This window comes from Plantactinospora solaniradicis (genome assembly GCF_042658085.1).
GTDB classification, from domain to species: domain Bacteria; phylum Actinomycetota; class Actinomycetes; order Mycobacteriales; family Micromonosporaceae; genus Plantactinospora; species Plantactinospora solaniradicis.
Genome location: NZ_JBHSPR010000018.1, coordinates 260218 through 279357, shown reverse-complemented (window position 1 = coordinate 279357; position 19140 = coordinate 260218). Strand labels below are relative to the sequence as shown.

Here is a 19140-nt window from a genome sequence, read left to right as displayed (position 1 = left end):
CATCGGAACCCCGTACGCCTGGTCATGACCGCACCCGGTCCGCCGCCCAGATCCCCAGGCGTACGGCGGCGAGCGCTCCGGCCAGCGTTCCGAGCAGGTAGCCGAGGGCGAGGCCGGGCCGGTCCGCGGCGAACAGGCCACGGGTCTCGACCGCGTACGTGGAGAAGGTGGTGAACCCGCCGAGGATCCCGGTGACGAAGAACGGCTGGACCAGCCGGTGCGGTGCCAGTCGGGTGCTGACCAGCCGCATCAGCAGTCCGATCAGCGCACAGCCGGAGAGGTTGGTGCCCAGGGTCGCCCAGGGAAAACCGTCGGGGGTGTGTGGCCAGAGCACGAGAAGCCCGTACCGGCCGGCCGAACCCAGCGCCCCGCCGAGCGCGACCACGGCGATCACGTCCCAGCGGGGCCGACCGACCGGTGCGCCGGGTCGAGGCGGCGCGACCGGCTCGTCCGGCTCGTCCGGCGTGCCGGCCTTCCTCGCCTCCGCCGGCTCGGCCGCCTCGGTCGGCTCGGTCGGCTCGCTCGCTTCGGCTGGCTCGCTCGGTTCGGTGGGACGGGGACGCGACGGACTCACGAGGTGGACGCCGCCACGGGTGTCGGGGCGTGGGTCGCCTCGGTCGACGTGCCGGCCAGCCGGAGCGCGGGTGCCCAGGCGAGGAAGGCGACCGGGTAGAGCAGGTACCCGAACCGGGTCGACGGCATCAGCAGGATCGCGGCGAGCAGTCCGTACCCGCAGAACAGGGCGGTGGACGCGGCGGTGCGGGGCGGGCGGCGGACGAGCCGGACGGCGATCAGCAGCCCGGCCCCGACGAGCAGCGCGGCGGCGATCACCCGGCCGGCGGGCAGCGCCCCGGCGATCAGGTAACCCGGGAAGGGCGACTGGGCGGGGCTGGTCACCAGGCCGTGGCCGAGCGGAAATCGCAGTACGTTCTCGACCAGCGCCGCCGAGTCGACCAGTTGGGCCGGGATCAGTGCGGCGATGGGCAGCCCGATCGCTCCGGCGGCCAGCCGGGCACCGGCCCGGCGGCTCCGGATCACGGCGTGCACGAGCAGGACCAGCGCGACCGGCCAGGCGAAGAGCTTCAGGGCCGCCGCCAGCCCCACGGCGAGTCCGGCGCCGACGTACCGGTCCCGGGCGGCACAGGCCAGGGCGAGCAGGCAGAGCGCGAGTACCGGCAGGTCGTCACCCCCGGTCGCCAGGGTCAACGCGCAGACCGGCAGTACGGTCGCGAGCTGCACCGCCCGGACTCCGGCGGCATCGCGGAGCCCGGCGCGTACCGGTGCGGCGGCGAACCTGACCGGGCTCGCCGTCCTCGTCGGGTCGGACGGTCCGGCGGCGACGGTCCGGACCTGGCGGCGCAGGAGTGTCACGGCGACACCGAGCGCGGCGGCGGTGGCGACGGCGAACCAGATCCGCGCGTCGGTCCACCAGGCCGCGCCGGCGAGAGCCCGAGGCAGACCGAAGATCGCCATCCCCGGCTGGTACGGGGTGTAGCCGAGTAGCTGGTCCCCGCCCGGCAGCGCGGCGATCGCGTCCCGCCCGAGGTACGGGGTGCCGTGGTCGAGCAGCCGCGCCCCGGAGCGCTCGATCACCAGCACCTCCTCCTGGGCCCGGTCGAGCCGACCACCGGCCCGCTCGACGGCCTGCCAGACCAGCGGCACCAGCGCGGTGGCCGTCCAGACGACCGTGGTCAGTACGCCCCTGGCGGCGGTACCGGCGAGCCGGGAACCGGGCTGCCGGCGCCGGGCGAGGAGTTGGCCGAGGACGGCGATCGTGGCGGCGAGGTAGCCGAACACGGCCACGGCGCCCCAGGCGCGGTGTGGCAGCAGCGTGGAGGTGGCCGCGGTGACGGCGGCAAAGACGGCGGAGAGGGCGTAGAGCACCAGGTCGGCGGCGAGTCCTCCGGCGGCCTGATCGGCCCGGTTCCAGTACCGGCGGCCGCCCGATGCCGGCGGTGGGTTCTCCGTTCCGTCCGCCTGATGGTCCGCAGCGTTCACGCGGGCAAGTGTGGCAGACGCTCCGCGCGCCGTGGACCGGATCGCCGGCCGGGTGACAGCCGGACCACCGCGCCCTCGTCGTGCAGCGCGGGCGCGAGGGTGCCGGGGCGACCACCCGCGCCCTGGTGCAGGGCGGAGAGGAGTCGGGCGGCCGGCATCGGCCGGGCGAAGAGGTGACCCTGCCCGGCGGAGCAGCCCAGTTCCCAGAGCGCCATGCGTTGCGGCTCGCTCTCCACGCCCTCCGCCACGACCACCAGGTTGAGGCTGCGGCCCAGGTCGACGGTGGACCGGATCACCGCGGTGGCCTCGGCCGAGGTTTCCATCGCGGTGACGAACGCGCGGTCGATCTTCAATTCGTGCACCGGGATCCGGGACAGTACCGACAGCGAGGAGTAGCCGGTGCCGAAGTCGTCGAGGGCGAGCCGGATCCCGGCGTCCCGAAGCTGGCCGAGGACCTGGTCGACCACTTCCAGTTGACTGAGTGTCAGCGTCTCGGTCAGTTCCAGCACCAGCCGGTCGGGCGGCAGGTCGTGGGCCCGCAGCCGGGCCAGCACGGCACCGGGGAACCGGGCGTCGAGCAGGCTGCGTGGCGAGACGTTGACCGCCACCGGCAGGTCGAAGCCGGCCTCCCGCCAGGTCTGGGCGGCGATCAGGGACTGGTCGAGGACCGCTTCGGCGAACGCCGGCAGCAGGCCGGAGCGTTCGACCGTCTCCAGGAACCGGAGCGGGTCGATGGTGCCCCGGGCCGGGTGCCGCCACCGGGCGAGAGCCTCGGCCGCCACCACCTCGCCGCTGCCGAGATCGACGATCGGCTGGAAGTTGACCGTGAACTCGTGGTCGGCCACCGCCCGGGGCAGGTCGCCGCCGAGCGCGAGCCGGCTGAGGTCGGCGGTGTCCCGGGCCGGGGCGTAGGTGGCGATCCGTCGTCCGGCCCGTTTGGCCTGGTACATCGCCACGTCGGCGCGGCGCAGGAGTTCGGTCATCCCACCGGTGCTCGGCGCGACCGCGATGCCGCCGCTGGCCTCGACACTGATCCGCATCCCGTCCAGATCGATCGGCTCGTGCAGCGCGGTGAGCAGGGACTCGGCCCGGTGCGCGGCGACCGCCGGGGCGGGCAGTCCGTGGAAGAGCACGGCGAACTCGTCCCCGCCCAGCCGGGCGACCAGGTCGTCACCCTGGACGGCGGCGCGCAACCGCTCGGCGACCTGGATCAGTACCCGGTCCCCGGCGGCGTGCCCGAGCGTGTCGTTGACCTCCTTGAAGTGGTTCAGGTCGATCAGGAGGAGCGCGATGACCCCCTCGGAGCGGCGCTGGCCGAGCTGTTCCGCGCCACGGTCGAGCAGGTGTCGCCGGTTGGCCAGGCCGGTAAGCGCGTCGTGGGCGGCAGCGTGCGCGTGCTCCTCGGCCACCCGGTTCAGTTCGGCGTACGCGGAGGCGTTGCGGACCGCCGTGCAGAGTGCGGAGGCGAAGGTACGGAGGGTGTACTGCTCCCGCTCGGAGAGCTTCACCGGCCCGTGGAACCGCAGCCGCAGCATGCCGACCGCGCTGCCGTCGTACCCCTTCATCTCCATCGGGATGACTGATCCGTTGGTGGACGAGGGTGGAGTGTCGAACCCGTCGTAGCTGATCGTTTCGCTGTTGCCACGGACCGTCCGCTTGTTGTCCTGCAGCTCCACCTCGACCTCGTCGGCGGAGAACAGGTCGGCGGCCTGGGCCACGGCGGTGTGCAGTACGGCGTTGAGGTCGACCACGTTGAGTGCGTCGGTGGTGTGGGCCAGGTGTTGCCAGGCATAACGTTCAGCACGCGCCCGAACACGGGTCGAGTACGCGAGGTGCAGGCTGAGGGCCAGTGGCGGTACCGCCACCAGTAGCCGGACGTCCTCCCGCAGGAGCATCACCGTGAAGACGGCGACCACGAAGCGCACCGCGTAGCCGACGAGTCGCAGGTCCCAGTTGGCGCTGAACTGTCGGAGGATCTTTCGCCGGGTCGCGAGCGCGATTACCGGCATGGCGACAATCTCGTCGACAAGTGCCGCGACGGCGTACGCCAGAGCCACTGGAACGATCATCTGCTGCAGTCCGGAAGGAGGCCATACCCAACCGACGAGAGTCAGGGTCGTGCCGGCCGCCGCGGCTACGAGCATGTTCTTACTGATGTTGAAAATCGCCTTAACCAAGGGTGAACGATGAATCCTACTTAGGATCGCCAGGCTGAGCCCCGTACACAGCACCACCCACGGGGTTGGCGCCACGGCCACGCCGATCACGATCGCTGTGTCGTTCCACGTGATGGCATGGGTGGTGGAGCGGATCCGTATCGGAGCCTTCACGCTCGCGCTTACCGTGATCGTTAAGATGAGTGCCAGCACCATCGCCAGGTCGTCGATGGAACGGGGCGGCGTGGGGGCGCTCAGCAGGGACAGGACCGTCGCGACAACTGCGGAAACAGCGACGAGACCGAGGAGCGGCAGTAGCCGCTGATCGGTCCCGTTGTCGGTTCGCTGTCCCTGACTCACACTGGTTCCTCAACGTCACCGAACCCTCGTGGTCTGTAACGGTAGCAACCTCGACGCCTCTGTGTGGCGGGTCGTATCTCCTAGTACCAGTCGTTGGAGCGCATCGGCCCTATGCTCCCTTCGTTTGGGGTGTCCACATGCAACCCAATTACGCGGAATAGTCCCCGTCACTTGTTGCTTCCGAGCGATGAGAGAACCTTAAGGGGAGTAGGGCATGGTTAGCGACAATAAATGTCGCTATGCTCAGTATTAGTCAACTAGCGCCGGATTCGTCACGCTCTGTCCATAAATGGGAACTGAGAGCGTTAGCCTGCTCCTCCGGGCCCTAACGTTAGGGAGCGGCGAAGGGTGTTCCCTCCGGGATACCCGTCCTGCCGGCCTATAGGAAGATCTGCTCCGGAGTAGCCGGATTCCGTCGTCTTCGGCTTCTGGGTGGTGGTGTGGGCGGATGGTGTGATGCACTCCACTCGATGGTGTTGAGTGTCGACCTACTGCCCGCCGGTTTCCATCGGGTGGCCTGGTAGAACTCGCTTCGTGCCGACGTGCTGACCCTGGGTTCAGGGTGACGGTAAAAAGCGTGTCATTCCGGAACATTGTGGTAATACGGGGGATTCGGAACGTCCTAGTGGACGGCAAGGCAATGACGCCAGTGAATGTATGATTGTAGTGCTCGACGGGCTGCGTGGAGTGACTGTGGAGCGCGCCCTTTCGCCTGGCTCGAGACTGTGGATGATCGAGTTCGAGCTCCGGCTCCTCGTGGCCGCTGGAGGTCGTTGCCAGCGGGGTGTCGCTGCCGCTCGGACCGCCGAAGCATCAGGTCGTGGTGGCCACGCTGGCCCCTTCGGGGCGCCGTCGATGGTGTCGACTTGCCCATCTCAACAGGGGATATCGGCCGTGTATCGACCTCCCATCGCCCGTCGGCTTACGTTCTTTCCGTTCCACAGGGGATCGGCTTGGCGACAAGGCGATTGGCGGGGGCCGCTGGCGGTGCCCGCCACCGAAGTCGCGAGCGGAACATGGTGAGGTACCGGTACCGGCGTACGGCACTGGCGGAGACGAACTGCCGTATCGGCATCGCGTCGACCCGCCCGTACCCCGTGGCCGGAGTCACCCTCGGTAGGCTCGCGGGCGTGACCGAGCCCGCGCACCTCACCCATGTCGACTCCGCCGGGGCGGCCCGGATGGTCGACGTCTCCGCCAAGGACGTGTCGGTGCGCCGCGCCGTCGCCGCCGGCCGGCTGCGTACCACGGCCGAGGTGATCGAGTTGCTGCGCCGGGACGGCCTGCCCAAGGGCGACGCGCTGGCGGTCGGCCGGCTCGCCGGCATCATGGGCGCGAAGCGCACCCCGGACCTGATCCCGCTCTGCCATCCGATCGCGCTGCACGGCGTGACGGTCGACCTGGAGCCCGGCGACGACACCGTGGAGATCACCGCGACGGTCCGGACCGCGGACCGGACCGGCGTCGAGATGGAGGCACTGACCGCCGTCGCCACCGCCGGGCTCGCGCTGATCGACATGGTCAAGGCCGTCGACCCGGCCGCCTCGATCGAGGGGGTACGGGTGCTGCGCAAGGAGGGCGGCAAGACCGGCGACTGGACCCGACCGGTGGACCGGCCGTGATCCGGGCCCGGGTCGTGGTCGCCTCCAACCGCGCGGCCAGCGGGGTGTACGCGGACACCAGCGGCCCGCTGCTGGTCACCGGCCTGACCGAACTCGGCGCACAGGTGGACGAGCCGGTCGTGGTGCCGGACGGCGACCCGGTGGCCGAGGAGTTGCGCCGGGCGGCGGCGGACGGCGTCGACGTGGTGCTGACCAGCGGCGGCACCGGGATCAACCCGACCGACCGGACCCCGGACGTGACCCGGGCGATGCTCGACTACGAGATTCCCGGCATCGCCGAGGCGATCCGGGCGCACAGCCGGGACAAGGTGCCGACGGCGGCGCTGTCCCGGGGGGTCGCCGGGGTGATCGGCCGGATGCTCGTGGTCAACCTGCCCGGCTCGACCGGTGGTGCCCGGGACGGGCTCGCCGTACTCGGGCCGATTCTGGGGCACGCGGTGGACCAGCTCCGGGGCGGCGACCACCCGCGTACCGACTGACTCTCCGGCGCTCGGTCACATCGCGAGGATAGGCTCGGACGGTGAACGTGAGGACCGGGTGAACGTGAAGACCGGGTGGGAGAGGACCGAGTGAGCACCGAGGCCACCGCTGTCGCCGCCGCGCTGCCCACGCTGGACTGGGCGCAGGCGCGCTCCCGGGTCTACGAGGCTGGCCGGGCCGTCGTGCCCGAACCCGTCGACCTGCCGCTGGCCGAGGCGGACGGACGGACCCTCGCCGAGCCGCTGACCACCCTCACCGACCTGCCGGCCTTTCCGACGTCGAGCGTGGACGGCTGGGCGGTACGCGGTGCCGGGCCGTGGCGGATCGTCGGACGGGTCCTCGCCGGTGGTACGCCGCCGCCGCTGACCGGGGACGACACCGCTGTGGAGATCGCCACCGGCGCGATGCTGCCGGACGGTGCGGCGGGGGTGCTCCGGATCGAGGAGTCGACGCGTACCGCCGAGGGGTTGGTGGCCGGGACACTGCGGCCGACGCCGGAGTGGCGCGCCCCGGGCGAGGAGGCGCGGGCCGGGGAGGAACTCCTGCCGGCCGGTACTCCGGTCGACCCCGGGGTGATCGGCCTGGCCGCCTCGTGCGGCTACGACAGCCTGCGGGTCCGCCGCGCACCCCGGGCCGCTCTGATCATCTTCGGCGATGAGTTGCTGACCAGCGGACGGCCGGGCGCCGGCCGGGTACGCGACTCGCTCGGTCCGGCCGTTCCCGGCTGGCTGCGCCGGTACGGCGCCACCATCACCCCCGCCGAACTCGTCGGACCGGTGGCCGACACCCTGGACGCACACGTCGACGCGCTCCGCCGGGCACTCGCCGAGGCCGACCTGGTCTGCACCACCGGCGGCACCATGAACGGGCCGGTCGACCACCTGCACCCGGCACTGCGTGAACTCGGCGCGGAGTACGTCGTCAACACCGTCGCCGTACGCCCCGGGTTTCCGATGCTGCTCGCCCGGGTCGTCGGGGCGGACGGCCGGGCCAGGTTCGTCGCCGGGCTGCCGGGCAACCCACAGTCGGCGATCGTCGCGACCGTGTCCCTGGTCGCCCCGCTGCTGGCCGGGCTACAAGGCCGGGGCATGCCGGCACTGCCCCAGGTGACCCTGGCCGAACCGGTACCCGGCCGGGGCGACCACACCCATCTGGCGCTGGTTCGGGTCGACACCGCGCGGAACACCGCCCATCCGGTCCGGCACGTCGGTTCGGCGATGCTGCGCGGCCTGGCCCAGGCGGACGGCTTCGCCGTGATCGCACCCGGCACCCGGGGCGAGCCGGGGGACCGGGTACCGGTCGTACCGCTGCCCCTGCTGTCGGGCGAGCGTGTTCCGGGAGGAGCGACATGAGCGAGCAAGCCCTCGACACTGTGCCGGCGACGCCCGGCCCGACGGTGCACACCTGGGTCGGGGTGGAGCCGCTGGACACCGCCTTCCACGAGGCCGTGGTCGCCGACTCCGGCGCCGGGGCGGTGGTCTCCTTCCAGGGCGTGGTACGCGATCACGACCACGGACGCGCGGTCGTCCGGCTCGAGTACGAGGGCCATCCGAGCGCCGCCGACGTGTTGCGGGAGGTGGCCGCCGAGATCGCGGCCGATCCGGCCGTACACGCCATCGCGGTCTCGCACCGGCTCGGGCCGCTGGCCATCGGCGACGTGGCCCTGGTGGCGGCGGTCAGCACCGCGCACCGGGCGGCGGCCTTCGCGGCGTGCGCCCGGCTGGTCGACGAGGTGAAGGCCCGGCTGCCGGTGTGGAAGCGGCAGGTGTTCGCCGACGGTACCGAGGAATGGGTCAACTGCCCGTGACCTGACAGCCCGCCGGACGGCAGGCTGTCAGCGGTGGTTGGCGGCGGACCGCCGGTCGAACCGGGCGTGCTCGGGGTAGAAGGCGGGCTCGGCACCCGGCCGCCAGGGCAGCGCGGCGACCAGCACGATCACCGCGAGCGCCAGCGAGTTCTCCATCAGGGCGCCGAAGAAGCCGTCCTGGTAGTGCGAGACCTCGGGCAGTTGGTGCTCGTACGGCCAGATGGGCGCGATCAGGAACAGCAGGTAGAGGCCGATCGCCGCGCCCCCGTGCCGGAGCCCGGTCAGGGTGGGGAACCAGATCGGTGACCGCAGTCCGTTCATCCCGGCCGGTCCCGAGCCGGCCGGAGACAGCGTGCTCCGGTACGCCGGGCCCCGGCTGGCCGCCCGTCGCCGGCTCGCGGCGTCGCCGAGTACCACCATCGCCGGGATGACCCAGACCAGGTGGTGTGACCAGGAGATCGGGCTGATCACGTTGGTGGTGAGCCCGATCAGGGTGAAGGCGGTCAGCTCGTCACCGTCGGCGTGCGAGTTGGAGGCGCGGGAGAGTCCGAGCGCGAGGACCAGCAGCGCGAAGGAGAGCCAGAGCAGGGTCGGTGTCTCGATCGAGTCGTAGAGCCGGGCCAGCACCCCGGCCAGGGACTGGTTCGGGGTCATGTCCGCCGCGCCGACCCGCTCGGTCTGCCAGAGCACCGACATCCAGTAGGTGGTGGACTCGCGACCCGCGACCGCGAAGGTGCCGACGGTGACGGCGATGGCGGTGCCGACCGCGGTCATCGCGGCCCGCCATTGCCGGGTCAGCAGCAGATAGACGATGAACAGCGCCGGAGTGAGTTTGATCGAGGTGGCCAGCCCGATGCCGACGCCGGCCCACACGCCGCTGAACCACAGCCTGCGCAGCGGGCCGTCGGTCGGGTTGATCCGGGCCCCGCGCCGGGCCCGCCAGCGCAGCGCGATCAGGTCGGCCATGATCAGGCCGAACAGCAGCAGGTTGACCTGGCCGAATCCCAGGGTCTCCCGGGTCGGCTCGATCGCCACCGCGAGCGGTACGGCGATGCCGAGGGTGAACCAGAGCGACCAGCCCAACCGGTCGGTGATCGGCTTGAGCAGCGCGGCCAGTACGACCGTCAGCGTGGCGACGCTGGCGAGAACGTTGAGCCAGCCGGCGAGGCCGAGCGGGATCTTCGCCATCGGCAACATGACCAGGCCGGCGAAGGGTGGGTAGGTGAAGCCGAGGGTGGTCCTGGGTGCGATGAAGTCGTAGAGCTCGTTGCCGCTCGCCCACCAGACCACCGCGCCGTGGTAAATCTTCATGTCGAAGAAGTTGTACGACCGTCCGAACGTGACTATGGCGAGCCACGCCGCGTAGCAGACGACGGCGACGATGCCGATCCGTACGACTGCCCGACGGTCGATTCCACGAGCCAAGCGGCGGACTGGGGCGAGGCGGCTTAGCCGTCTTTCGACGGTCGCCGGCATGGCGTGGCCACCCCCGTACCGATGTCGGTGTTCCGCCCAGGTCCTCCAGGGAGCCTAGAACGGTGAGTCACTTGAATGCCTCCTGCGTTATGCGACCGTGTCCGATCCCACACTGGTTCGCGACATTTCCACCGCGTTAACGCAGGGAGTGCGGTTCAGGTGATTCAAGGCCGCTCAGTCAGGTGAAACTAGCATATGTCCGGCATGGACCGTGGGCCGATCGCGGATCCACCGACCTGCGGCCCGGCGGAAAGTGGCGCAGGTCAGCCCGGGAATTTCCGAGCCGCCGCCGCTGACCGTACCGCGATCCGGGCGTCCCTGCGTGCCGTGCGCACCGCGCGGCGTACCCTTCGACGCCCGCCGTCCACCGCGTGACTGGTCCGCCAGCCCAGCCCGGGTCGGCCCTGGGTGTCGGCCACCGCGAGCAGCAGCCCGCCGAACAGGCCGAGGTTCTTCATGAAGTGGACCTGATGGGTCCGCCGCTCCGCCGGATCCTCGACGTCCCAGAACGGGTGTCCGGCGAGCGTGGTCGGCACCAGCGTGCCGGCGAGCAGGGCGGCCGCCGGCCGGGTCAGGTGCCCGGTGGCGAGCAGCAGTCCACCGACGAGCTGGGCGGCGCCGTTGGCCCGGACCATGCTCGTCGGATCGGTCGGTATGCCCGGGTGCACGCCGCGCAGCACCGGTCCGACCCGATCCGTCACCCGCTTCGCCCGGTCCAGGTGCGGTTCGGGGTTGGTCACGGCGCGGGCGCCGCTGACCACGAATATCGTGCTCAACAGGGTACGGGCCACCGTGCGTACGGGTCTCATGGGTCAAGTCTTACCCGTTCCCTCCGAGTTTCACCCGTCGAAGTGGGAGACTGGAGGGCGCTGTGGCGGTACCGTCGCGAGCTGTGACGACTGTGCGGTTGCGACCGGAGGGCTTGGCCGACGTCGCGCCGATCCGCCGGCTGGTCGCCCAGGCGTTCGCGAGTCCGGAGACCCGACGGCCTCCCGAGGTGCAACTCGTGGAGGCGTTGCGGGACAGCGACGCCTGGCTGCCCGAGCTGTCCATGGTGGCCGAGGTCGACGGGGAACTGGTCGGCTACGCCCTGCTGAGCCGGGTCCTGGTGCAACCGGGCGGAATTCCCGCGCTGGCCCTCGGTCCGGTGGCCGTACGCCCGGACCGGCAGCGTCGTGGGTACGGCCGGGACGTCGTACAGGCCGCGCTCGACGCCGCCGCCGAGCTTGGCGAGCGACTCGTTCTGGTCCTCGGAAACCCGGCCTACTACCGTCGGTTCGGATTCGAGCCCGCGGCCCGGTTCAAGCTGACCAGCCCGTGGTCCGGGCTCGGGGATCCGTGGCAGGCGCTGGTGCTGCCCTCGATGGACGGCGCGGTGGAGTCGGCACCGGTGCCGGTGCCGAGTGGTGAGGTGACCTTTCCGGCACCCTGGTCCCAGGTCTAGGCCGCCGATCGGCCGGCGTGGCGACGTCAGGCCGGCTGGGTACGCAGGTAGCGGCCGAAGTGCGGCACCGTGAACGCCACCGTGCCGCGCTCGCCGGAGTAGATCAGCCCCTTCTTGATCAGGGCGTCCCGGGCCGGCGAGAGGCTTGCCGGCTTACGCCCGAGCGACCGGGCGATCTCGGCGGTCGAGACGGCGGCGTCCATGTCGTCGCGGGGTCCACTGTCGGGTACCTCGGTCGCGGTCGCGCCCTCGACCAGGGAGAGAGCGGCCATCGCCCGCATGTACTCGCGCTCGGCCGGAGTCGCCCGCTCGAATCGGGAGCCGAAGAACCCGACCGCGAGTTCGGCCTCCGCTTCGGGGGCGGCGACCCGGACGTCGGCCGCCGTCACCGGGGTACGCGGCGCATGGTCCCAGGTGGCCTTGCCGTACGCCTGGACGAAGTACGGGTAGCCGCCGGACTTCTCGTAGAGCAGGTCGAGCGCCTTCTGCTCGTACTCGACGTCCTCCCGGGCGGCCGGTGCGCAGAGCGCCTGGTCGGCGGCGATCCGGTCGAGCCGGTCGATGCGCTGGTAGCGGAACAGGCGTTCCGAGTAGGACTTCGCCGCGGAGAGCACGGCCGGCAGGTGCGGAAGCCCGGCGCCGACCACGATCAGTGGTGCGCCCAGTTGGGACAGCTCGTGACACGCGGCGCAGAGCCCGGAGACGTCCTCGGGACCGAGGTCCTGCATCTCGTCGATGAAGACCGCGACCCCGGTGCCGACGTCGGCGGCGACGTCGGCCGCGTCGGTGAAGAGCTCGACCAGGTCGATCTCGATGTCGCCGGAGTCGGCCCGGCCGCTCGCCGCCGGTACGTCGATGCCCGGCTGCCAGCGGTCCCGGAGCCGGGTGCCGGCCGCACCCCGACCGGTCGTACCCGATCCGGTGGGAGCGGAGCGCAGCGCGAAGGCCTTGAGTACGCCGAGGAACGCGTCGATCCGATCGGGGGCACGGTGCCGGGGTGCCAGCTCCCGGATCGCCATGTGCAGTGCGGCGGCCACCGGTCGGCGGATCGACTGGTCCGGTCGCGCCTCGATTTTGCCGGTGCCCCACAGCCGGTTGATGGCCTGGGACCGGAGCGTGTTGAGCAGCACGGTCTTGCCGACCCCACGCAGCCCGGTGAGCATCAGGCTGCGTTCCGGCCGACCTCGGGCGATGCGTTCCAGCACGATGTCGAAGACCTCGAGCTCCCGACCTCGGCCGGCGAGCTCGGGCGGACGCTGGCCGGCGCCGGGCGCGTACGGGTTGCGGACCGGATCCACGTATCGCACGGTATCGGGCCGTCTAGCCGCACCGCTAGACATACGTAGATCGGTGTAGGCGTGTCGCGCCGTCGAGCCGACCGTCGTCACCGTCGAGAACAAACTAGGACCGTCTAGCGTCTCTGCTAGACGGTCCTAGTTTTAGCTATCGGCACTGCTTCGGGTCGTCGACGCCGCAGGGCCGACACATCATCGCCGCAGGCCGACACATCATCGCCGCAGGCCGACGGGGGATTCGGGTCAGCGCGACTTGAGGCAGAGCACGAAGTCCCCGAGATCCAGCGGATCGTCCTGCACGTAGTGGGCGTCCGCCTCCGGCGCGCCGAAGATGGCGTCCTCCTTGCACTGATCCGGGTCGGTGGTGAACGGGATCCGGGACAGCACCTCGAAGGTGTCCGGTCCGCAGGTCACCTTGCGCAGCTTCGGGTCGCTGTCCGTGCCGTCGTTGACCAGGCAGTCGCCCTTCGCGTACCGCTCCGTACTCGACGACGGGGTGGTGCGCGGGGTGGGCGTCGCCGGTCCGGCGGTCGAGGTCGGCGCACCGATGGGGTTCGTGCCGGAGTCGTCGGGCGCCCGGTCGACCAGCCACCAGACGCCGCCACCTACGCAGGCGCAGAGCAGCAGCAACACGACGCCGCCGATGATCAGAGCGAGCTTCAGGCCGCCCTTCTTCTTCGGGGCACCCGGCTGTCCGAGCGGAGCACCGGGCGGGCCGTACGGGGCACCGGGCGGGCTGTACTGGGCACCGGGCGCACCGTACTGGGCACCGGGCGCACCGTACTGGGCGCCGGGGGGGCCGTACGGGCTGCCGTAAGGCGCGGCCGGTGCGCCCGACTGCGGCTGATCCTGCACGCCCCCGTACCCGGGTTGCTGTGGTCCGCCACTGGACGGTGGCTGGCCCCACTCGGGGTTCGGAGCCGATGGCGGCTGCTGGCCCCACTCCGGAGTCGGCGGTGGCGGCTGCTGGCCCCACTCCGGGTTCGCCGGGGGTGGCGGTGGATAGCCGGTGTTGGGCGGCGGTGAATAACCGGGGTCAGGTGGTGGCGGGTAACTCCCCGGTGGTGGCGGTGGCGGGTAGCCGCTGGCGGGTGGGCCGGACGAGGGGGGCTCGTTGGGGTCGTCGGGCTGACGTGGACCAGGTGATCCGTAGATCGACATCGTTCTCCAGGGTCGGGGCCGCGCGTTCCGGGTCGTCGTACGGAACCTGGGATGGCTGGCACAGGTGGGGTGGGCGCGGAGTCGTACGCGGCGGTGGGTCGTGGAACCTCCGCTACGTTCTCGGGAAACCGGACGGAACCGCCTCGAAAGCTATCGTTTCCTGAGGCACAGCACGAAGTCCAGTTCGTCCAACTCACTGTTGAAGAAGTAGAAGTTCGTGTAGCTCTTCACCTTCGCGCATTTGGCCTTGGCATCGGTGGCGCCGGTCGTGGCGCCGTTGTACCGGGCGAGCACCTCGAAGGTCTGCGGCGCACAGACGGTGATGGCCAGCTTGGGCGCGTCCTCGGTGCCCTCGTTCGCCACGCACTGTCCGGCCTTGACGAACCGCGCGTCGGTGGACGGCTCGGGTGCCGCGGTGGTCGGTGCCGGCTGGGTCGACGCCGTGGGCTGGTCGGCCGGGCCGGTGGTCGGCCCGGTGGTCGGCTGGGCAACCGGAGTCTCCTGGTCCTGTCCGAACAGATAGACGCCGATGGCCGCGCCCCCGACCACCAGCAGGGCCAGCGCGACGACGACCCCGACGAACGCCCGGCCTCCCCCGCCCTTCCGGGGCGGCTCGGGCGCGGAGGTGGACCAGTTCGGATCCCCGGCCGGCGGTGCCCAGACCGGGTCGGAACCCGGCGGTGGCGTCCAGGCTGCCGGCGGAGCGGCGAAGGGTGCGGACCCGCCGGGGTGGTGCGGTGCCGGCGGATATCCGGGGTAGCTGACCGGGGAACCGGGGCCCGCCGGCGGCGCCGACGGCTGCCCTCCACCCCACTGGCCGTGGCCGCCCGACTGGTCGTGATCGCCCCAGGGGTCGGCCGGCTGGGCGTACTCGTCATTGGCCTGTCGGGTCGGGTCAGGCCACGGCTCCGACGGAGGGCCGGGATACGGCCCGCCGGGCGGTCCGTAGTTGGCCATCGACTGTCCTCCTGGTACAGAGCGGTGAGAGCCTCGCCACTCGCCTTCGACGGGATTGCTCTGGTCACCGTAGCGTGACCCCCCAATGAGCTCACCTCCCGGAACCGCGCCAATCTCGCCTGCTCGCGCCGCCTCGGTCGGCCAGCCGGCGGTGCCGGTGGGTCCCGTGACCGGGGCGCCGAACCGGTCGGCGCTGATCTGGGTGGCCCTGGCCATTGTCTACGTGGTCTGGGGCTCCACCTACCTCGGAATCCGGATCACGGTGGAGACCCTTCCACCGCTGCTCTCGGCGGCCGCCCGGTTCGCGGTCGCCGCCGGGGTGCTCGCGCTGGTGCTCCGGGTCCGGCGCGGTCCGGGCGCGCTGCGGGTGAACCGGCGCCAGTTGGGTTCGGCGGCACTGGTCGGTGTGCTCCTGCTCGCCGGCGGCAACGGCATGGTGGTGCTGGCCGAATCGGGCCCGCCCTCGATCGCGCTCTCCTCCGGGGTGGCCGCACTCTTCGTCGCCATCGTGCCACTCCTGGTGGTGCTGCTCCGGGCGGGCACCGGCGACCGGCCACGCCTGCCGACCCTGCTCGGCGTCACCGTGGGCTTCGGCGGGCTGGTCCTGCTGGTGCTGCCGACCGGCGGGGACGGTGCGGCGCCGATCGTCGGGGCACTGATCGTGGTCGGCGGGTCCGTGTCCTGGTCCGTCGGGTCGTTCCTGTCCGGCCGGCTCAGCATGCCGGAAGATCCGTTCGTCGCCACCGTGTACGAGATGCTGGCCGGCTCCGCCGCGCTGGCCGTACTCGGCATCGCCCGGGGCGAGTCGCGCGGCCTCAACCTGGCCGCCGTCTCCGCCCGATCGTGGCTGGCGCTCGGCTACCTCGCGGTGGCCGGCTCACTGGTCGCCTTCACCGCGTACGTCTGGTTGCTGCACCACGCGCCGATCTCGCTGGTGGCGACCTACGCCTACGTGAATCCCGTGGTCGCGGTCACGCTCGGCGCGATGCTGCTCTCCGAGCCGGTCTCCGGGCAGGTGCTGCTCGGTGGGGCGGTGATCGTGGTCGGTGTGGCGCTGGTCGTGTCGACCGAGCGACCCCGAGCCGCCCGGTCACAGCAGCCGTAGCTGTCGGTCCTTCGGCCGACGCGGGGCGGTGTCGCCGAGCCGCTCGAACAGCCCGGCGTCGATCGAGGTCAGGAACGGCGACGGTACGCAGTCCCGCTCCTGACCGTGCCGCAGCCGTCGGCTCACGTGGCTGAGATAGAGCCGGTCCTGTGCCCGGGTCAGGCCCACGAAGAACAGCCGGCGCTCCTCCGCCACGTCGTCCTCGCTCGGGGGCGTGCCGGGAAACCGCAGCGGCAGCAGCCCGTCCTCGCAGCCGGGCAGGAAGACCACCGGAAATTCCAGGCCCTTCGCGGCGTGCAGGGTGAGCAGGGTGACCGCCTCCGCCCGAGGGTCGAGCGCGTCCACCTCGGCCCCGGTCGACACCTGGGAGAGGAACAGCGTCAGGTCGTCGCCGCAGCGCCGGGCCAGCGGGGTGAGCACCTCCGCCGCCGCCCAGATGTCCTCCGGACCGACGCCACCGGCCGCGTCCAGGGTGGGCGCGGCGTGCCGCTCGGCGAGCACCTGCCCGGCCAGTCGTACCCGGGCGGCGACCGAGCCGCCGAGACCGTCGGCGTGCCGGAGTTCCCGGGTGATGACCGATACGCCGGGCCGGTCCCGCAGTCGGTTGTGCGAGCGCTTCTGCACCGGGATGTTCGCCCGGGCGAGCGCGTCCAGGATCGGCGCCGCCTGGGCGTCGGTCCGGTAGAGCACGGCGATGTCGGAGAACGACACCTCCGTCGCCCGGCCGTCGATCCGTCCCGAGTCCAGGGACCGGTGCGACAACCCGCCGACGAGTTCGTCGACGGTGCGTACCACGAAGTCGGCCTCGTCCGCGACGGAGGCGGCGGGGTAGCGGCCGACCAGCGGTGCCTCCGGGTCCAGCCGGGCCGGGTCGAGCCGCCGGCCCCGGACCAGCGTGGTCGGCGCGATGGCCTGTACGGCGGCGGCCAGGATCGGCGCGGACGACCGGTAGTTGCGGGTCAGCCGGACCAGCCGGGCGTCGACGAAATCCTCCGAGAACCGCAGGAAGTACGCGACGTCAGCGCCCCGGAACGAGTAGATCGCCTGGTCCGGGTCGCCGATCGCGCAGAGGTTGCCGTCCGCCGGGCTGAGCAGCCGGAGCAGTTCGTACTGGGTGGCGTCCACGTCCTGGTACTCGTCGACGAAGATCCACCGCCAGCGGTCCCGGTACCGCTCGACCAGGGCCGGATCGTCGCGCAGCAGTGCCACCGGCAGGGTCACCAGCTCGTCCAGGTCGACCAGGTCGGCGGCGCGGAGCAGCTTGACGTACGTCGCGTCGTCGTCGCCGGCCTCCGCCCGGGCGGTCGCCCGTTCGACGTCGTCGGCGATCCGGAAGTCGTCCGGCAGGCCGGCGGCCCGGGCGTTCTCTCGCAGGATGGTCAGGCCGAGCGAGTGGAAGGTGCCGACCGTGACGTCCTCGGCGACCGGCCCGAGCAGCCCGTCCAACCGGGTACGCAGCTCCTCGGCGGCCCGCCGGGTGAAGGTGATCGCGAGGCAGTGCTCCGGATAGACGTTCAGCTCCGCGCACAGGTACGCGATCCGGTGGGTGAGGGTGCGGGTCTTGCCCGTACCCGGACCGGCGACGATCAGCAGCGGCCCGCCCGGCGCGGAGGCGGCGACCCGCTGCATCGCGTCGAGCCGGTCGAGCAGCCCGGTGCCGACCTCCTCCATTCCGGCGAGCATCGGCTCGAACGGTTCGTGCGGCGAGGGTGGCGGGGCGAGCGGCGGCGCGGGCTCGGCCGCCGGTGCACTGGCCCGGGACCGGCGGCGCGGCTCCGGCGACGTGGCCGGTGCCGGCGCCGTACGGGCCTTCGTGGACGTCTTCGGCTCCACGGGCGGTCGCGGCCGGGGCACCGGCTCGCCGAACAGCGCGTCGGCGAAGAGCGTGTCGGCCTGGTTTCCGGCCCCAGAGCCGGACAGCTCACCGGGCTCGAAGAGGGTGATCACGCCGTACTCGCCGTCGTAGCCGGGTACCCGGCGGACCTGTCCCCGGCGCAGCCGGTCGACCGCCTCGGCGATCAGTTCGCCACCGACCCGGCGGATCTCGTCGACCGGGGTGACCGTGAGGATGTCCAGCTCGGAGCCGAGCCCGGCGACCAGGGTGTTGAGCTGCCCCTCGACCGTCTTCGACTTGGGGCCGACACTGTTGATCTCACCGAGGATCTCGGCGAGCTGGATCAGGTGGGTCACCCCGGGAGCGCCGGTCGGTACGTGCCCGTCCGGCCGGTCGGCCAGGTCCTCGACCCGACTCAGTACGCCCACCGTGAGCGGCTTGCCGCACTCCGGGCAGTGTCCGCCCGCCTCCCGGGTGCGCTCCGGCGCCCAGTTGACGCCGCACAGCCGGTGCCCGTCGGCGTGGTACTTGCCCTCCTCCGGGAAGAACTCGATCGTGCCCCGCAGCCCCTCCCCGGTACGCAGCGCCTCTCGTACCGCGAAGTAGTCCAGTTCGGTGGCGAAGACGGTGGCCTCCCGGGCCAGCGCCGGCGGTGAGTGCGCGTCGGAGTTGGAGACCAGCCGGTAGCGGTCCAGGCTGGATACCCGCCAGTTCATCGCGGGGTCGGAGGAGAGCCCGGTCTCGACCGCGAAGATGTGCTCGGCGAGGTCGGCGTAACAGTCGGCGATGGCGTCGAAGCCGGACTTCGAGCCGAGTGCGGAGAACCACGGGGTCCAGATGTGCGCCGGCACCAGGTAGCCGTCCGGGCTCGCCTCCAGGACGATTTCCAGCAGGTCCCGGGAGTCGAGTCCGAGGATCGGCCGACCGTCGGAGCCGATGTTGCCGATCCGGCCGAGCACGGTGTTGAACCGGGCCACGGCGTCCAGGTCGGGCAGGTAGATCAGGTGGTGCACCTTGCGGGTACGGTCGTCTCGCTTGTAGATGGTGGAGATCTCCACGCTGAGCGCGTACCGCACCGGGTTGGCCTCGGCGACGCTGGCCAGCCGGGGTGGCAGTCGCCGGGCGATGTCCCGCTCCACCTCCGGATCGAGCCGGTAGAGACCCGGCTCGGCCGGACGCAGCGTCTCGCGCAGGTGCTCGTACCAGGCGGGATGGGTGAAGTCACCGGTTCCGAGCAGGCTGATTCCCTTGCGCCGGGCCCACCAGGCGAGGTTCGGCATCGTGAGGTCACGGCTGCAGGCTCGCGAGTATTTCGAGTGGATGTGCAGGTCCGCGACGAAGGGCACGGCGCCGGAAGGGGAGCCGTCAGCGGATGCGGCGCGCAACGGAGACACGCCGCATCCTGTCACGGGCCGGTACGTGAGCGCGTGTCGCCACGCGAGAGT

15 protein-coding genes are annotated in these 19140 nt (G+C 71.6%); 6 read left to right on the top strand and 9 right to left on the bottom strand.

The window, feature by feature from the left end; all coding sequences use genetic code 11:
* Nucleotides 1-22: 22 nt before the first annotated feature.
* Genes ACFP2T_RS23020 through ACFP2T_RS23010 form a run of 3 tightly spaced genes read right to left on the bottom strand, consistent with a single transcriptional unit; the run spans nt 23 to nt 4514 of the window.
* Nucleotides 23-574 carry a fluoride efflux transporter FluC gene (locus tag ACFP2T_RS23020; protein ID WP_377424856.1) on the bottom strand — a complete coding sequence of 184 codons (552 nt, stop codon included), beginning with the start codon at nt 572-574 and terminating at the stop codon, nt 23-25.
* Nucleotides 571-1998, bottom strand: a complete 1428-nt coding sequence (locus ACFP2T_RS23015) for a glycosyltransferase 87 family protein (RefSeq protein ID WP_377424854.1) — start codon at nt 1996-1998, stop codon at nt 571-573. Before ACFP2T_RS23015 ends, ACFP2T_RS23020 begins: the two co-directional genes overlap by 4 nt.
* Nucleotides 1995-4514: a putative bifunctional diguanylate cyclase/phosphodiesterase gene (locus ACFP2T_RS23010; protein ID WP_377424852.1), complete on the bottom strand. Its 2520-nt coding sequence runs from the start codon at nt 4512-4514 to the stop codon at nt 1995-1997. Before ACFP2T_RS23010 ends, ACFP2T_RS23015 begins: the two co-directional genes overlap by 4 nt.
* A 1130-nt stretch (nt 4515-5644) precedes the next feature.
* Between ACFP2T_RS23010 and moaC the strand changes: the two genes are divergently transcribed.
* From moaC to ACFP2T_RS22990, 4 genes are all read left to right on the top strand, one after another.
* The gene (gene moaC, locus ACFP2T_RS23005) at nt 5645-6136 is read left to right on the top strand and encodes a cyclic pyranopterin monophosphate synthase MoaC (RefSeq protein WP_377425206.1); all 492 of its coding nucleotides are present in this window, start codon (nt 5645-5647) and stop codon (nt 6134-6136) included.
* Nucleotides 6133-6615: a MogA/MoaB family molybdenum cofactor biosynthesis protein gene (locus ACFP2T_RS23000; RefSeq protein ID WP_377424851.1), complete on the top strand. Its 483-nt coding sequence runs from the start codon at nt 6133-6135 to the stop codon at nt 6613-6615. The genes moaC and ACFP2T_RS23000 overlap by 4 nt, the downstream gene beginning before the upstream one ends.
* Before the next feature lie 90 nt (nt 6616-6705).
* Nucleotides 6706-7968 (top strand): molybdopterin molybdotransferase MoeA, encoded by a 1263-nt coding sequence (locus tag ACFP2T_RS22995; RefSeq protein WP_377424850.1) that lies wholly within the window; start codon nt 6706-6708, stop codon nt 7966-7968.
* Nucleotides 7965-8423 (top strand): molybdenum cofactor biosynthesis protein MoaE, encoded by a 459-nt coding sequence (locus tag ACFP2T_RS22990; RefSeq protein ID WP_377424849.1) that lies wholly within the window; start codon nt 7965-7967, stop codon nt 8421-8423. The genes ACFP2T_RS22995 and ACFP2T_RS22990 overlap by 4 nt, the downstream gene beginning before the upstream one ends.
* A gap of 27 nt (nt 8424-8450) precedes the next feature.
* Here the strand turns inward: ACFP2T_RS22990 and ACFP2T_RS22985 are convergent, their stop codons facing one another.
* A complete protein-coding gene (locus ACFP2T_RS22985; protein WP_377424847.1) occupies nt 8451-9899 on the bottom strand; it encodes a glycosyltransferase 87 family protein in 1449 nt (482 codons plus the stop codon).
* Nucleotides 9900-10162: 263 nt separating this feature from the next.
* Nucleotides 10163-10708, bottom strand: coding sequence for a DoxX family protein (locus ACFP2T_RS22980; RefSeq protein WP_377424846.1), 546 nt, complete (start codon nt 10706-10708; stop codon nt 10163-10165).
* 83 nt (nt 10709-10791) lie between these two features.
* Here ACFP2T_RS22980 and ACFP2T_RS22975 point away from each other — a divergent pair, with 83 nt between their 5' ends.
* Complete coding sequence (locus tag ACFP2T_RS22975; RefSeq protein ID WP_377424844.1) at nt 10792-11343, top strand: GNAT family N-acetyltransferase; 552 nt, start codon at nt 10792-10794, stop codon at nt 11341-11343.
* Between the two features lie 26 nt (nt 11344-11369).
* Here ACFP2T_RS22975 and ACFP2T_RS22970 read toward each other — a convergent pair whose 3' ends face one another.
* From ACFP2T_RS22970 to ACFP2T_RS22960, 3 genes are all read right to left on the bottom strand, one after another.
* Nucleotides 11370-12641 carry an ATP-binding protein gene (locus tag ACFP2T_RS22970; RefSeq protein WP_377424842.1) on the bottom strand — a complete coding sequence of 424 codons (1272 nt, stop codon included), beginning with the start codon at nt 12639-12641 and terminating at the stop codon, nt 11370-11372.
* A gap of 240 nt (nt 12642-12881) precedes the next feature.
* Nucleotides 12882-13493, bottom strand: a complete 612-nt coding sequence (locus tag ACFP2T_RS22965; protein ID WP_377424841.1) for an LppU/SCO3897 family protein — start codon at nt 13491-13493, stop codon at nt 12882-12884.
* Nucleotides 13494-13949: 456 nt separating this feature from the next.
* Entirely contained in the window at nt 13950-14756 is an 807-nt protein-coding gene (locus tag ACFP2T_RS22960; RefSeq protein ID WP_377424839.1) for an LppU/SCO3897 family protein, read from the bottom strand.
* A 166-nt stretch (nt 14757-14922) separates the two neighbouring features.
* Here ACFP2T_RS22960 and ACFP2T_RS22955 point away from each other — a divergent pair, with 166 nt between their 5' ends.
* Entirely contained in the window at nt 14923-15861 is a 939-nt protein-coding gene (locus tag ACFP2T_RS22955) for an EamA family transporter (protein WP_377424838.1), read from the top strand.
* Here the strand turns inward: ACFP2T_RS22955 and ACFP2T_RS22950 are convergent.
* Nucleotides 15847-19089 carry a UvrD-helicase domain-containing protein gene (locus ACFP2T_RS22950; protein ID WP_377424837.1) on the bottom strand — a complete coding sequence of 1081 codons (3243 nt, stop codon included), beginning with the start codon at nt 19087-19089 and terminating at the stop codon, nt 15847-15849. The genes ACFP2T_RS22955 and ACFP2T_RS22950 overlap by 15 nt on opposite strands.
* Nucleotides 19090-19140: the final 51 nt, after the last annotated feature.